Origin of the sequence: Dietzia sp. DQ11-44, from assembly GCF_014145205.1 — a bacterium.
In the GTDB taxonomy this organism is placed as follows: domain Bacteria; phylum Actinomycetota; class Actinomycetes; order Mycobacteriales; family Mycobacteriaceae; genus Dietzia; species Dietzia natronolimnaea.
The window spans coordinates 1-1,760 of record NZ_JAALEC010000173.1 but is presented as its reverse complement, the minus strand read 5'-3'; the positions used below and the strand labels follow the sequence as shown (position 1 = coordinate 1,760).

Here is a 1,760-nt window from a genome sequence, read left to right as displayed (position 1 = left end):
CCCGAGGTGACACCCGCGCCCCCACGGGCCGGACGCGGCAAACATCGCCGTGCGGAGCCGGACGAGGAGGCGTCGGACGCGGAGCCGTCGGCTGCGGCCTCGACCGGCACGGGCTCCGGTCGTGAGCGCCCGGGCGTGGAACCGGACGTCGAGCAGACCACCCGCCTCCAGCTGCCGCCGGATATCCGGGACTGACCTTCCGCAACGAGAGGACCCGCCCGCGCCGGATGCGCGGACGGGTCCTCTCGCTGATGTGGGGTGTGTCAGCTGGCGGAGCTCAGGAGACCGGTGACGGTCGGGCTCGACAGCGGGGCGACGTCGTATCCGGCCGAGTCGGACAGGCTCGAGGTGAGCGAGCCGCCGATGGCGCCGTCGATCGGGTTGACCACGGAACCGGAATCCAGCGAACCGGTACCGCCCCCGCCGCCGGCACCGGGGTTGGTCCCGGTGACGATGACGGGCGACGAGGTCGCGGTCGCGCCGACCCACGTGTCGCCGAGCGCGTCGGTGTTGTTCACCACGGCCGTGTAGCGGTACACCTGGGTGTCGGCCGTACGCGGAATGTCGTCCGGGAAGGAGACAGTGGTGCCGGACGCCGGCATGGCGACCTCCCCGACCTCGACACCGTCACGGAGGATCGAGACCATCGTTCCCTCGGGGAAGTTGTTCGCGGGCCGAACGAACGAGGTGACCACGTTGACCGCGAGCGAATCCTCGTCGAGGGTGCCGGGCTGGGCCTGGACGTTCAGGTTGGTGTTCCACTCGAACGGAACCCACGGGGCGTTGGTGATCGTGGTGGTGGTGAGCGCGGCGGCATTGGCGCTCACAGCGCACTCGACCTGGGCGCCGGTGGTGCCGGTGCCGCCCGCAGTGGTCCCTCGGGTGTACTGGAACTGCGTCGACGCCGCATCCGTGGCGGCGGTGGCCCCCGCCCCGGCAAGGCCGAAGACGATCTGCTGACTCGGCGTGTTCGGCGCACGCATGCCGAAGGTGACCTCGGGCAGCTGGAACGACTGGTTGTTGTTCTTCTGCAGGCCCGAGTTGATGGTGTTGCCCGTCCCGTCTTCTGCGAGGCACCGAACCAGGACACGGTCGCGGGTGCGCGGCCCGGCGGTACGGTCTCGACGGCGCCCGTCGTGGAGATGTCGGCGCTGTACTACTCGCGCTACCAGAACGTCAGGGCCGAGATGGTCAGCATCACGGCGTCGGGGTCGACGATCACCATGCCGCTGTGGCCGCTCACCCAGTTCTTCCCGCAGGGCAGCCTCGGGGACATGGCGAGCGAAGCCGTCCAGCTGCGCTCGCAGATCACCGAGCAGAACACCAGGGCCAAGGTCGAGGGGCTGTACGGCACGACCGGTTCGTTCGCGGTGACCAACGGGCAGACCGTCACCCGGACGATCGCACTCGGGCCGCCGGCCACCCAGCCCCGCGGTTCGGATCTGGTCGGTTACTTCACGATGTGCGCGCAGGGCACCAACTCCGCCGCCGCGCAGGGCACCGGCCAGCTCTACGCGTGGTCTGCCTTCGAGAAGGGGTGGCCCCCGCCGGTCGTCATCCCCGAGGACAGCGGCAGCCTCGCGACCGGGTCTCTCGGCTCGCTGGGCAGCAGTGGTACGGACCCCGTCGATCCGGAGCCACCGGTCGAGGAGGAGCCGCCGGCTGAGGACAACGGGGACCCCCTGGACCCCTGATCGTCACTGGCTTGAGCGTGGCCTCGAGCTGAAGGAGGACGGGCCGGTCGCGTCACGCGACCGGCC

The 1,760-nt window shown here is 70.5% G+C and carries 3 protein-coding genes; 2 read left to right on the top strand and 1 reads right to left on the bottom strand.

Annotated features, from left to right (window positions below; translation table 11 throughout):
- The coding region (locus G6018_RS17095; protein WP_206682229.1) for a hypothetical protein at positions 1-195 on the top strand (195 nt) is incomplete at its 5' end.
- A gap of 68 nt (positions 196-263) precedes the next feature.
- Here the strand turns inward: G6018_RS17095 and G6018_RS05460 are convergent.
- Entirely contained in the window at positions 264-983 is a 720-nt protein-coding gene (locus tag G6018_RS05460) for a hypothetical protein (protein WP_182639060.1), read from the bottom strand.
- A gap of 159 nt (positions 984-1,142) precedes the next feature.
- On the opposite strand from G6018_RS05460, the gene G6018_RS05455 reads away from it, so the two are divergent.
- Positions 1,143-1,694 carry a hypothetical protein gene (locus G6018_RS05455; RefSeq protein ID WP_182639058.1) on the top strand — a complete coding sequence of 184 codons (552 nt, stop codon included), beginning with the start codon at positions 1,143-1,145 and terminating at the stop codon, positions 1,692-1,694.
- The last annotated feature ends 66 nt before the right edge of the window (positions 1,695-1,760 follow it).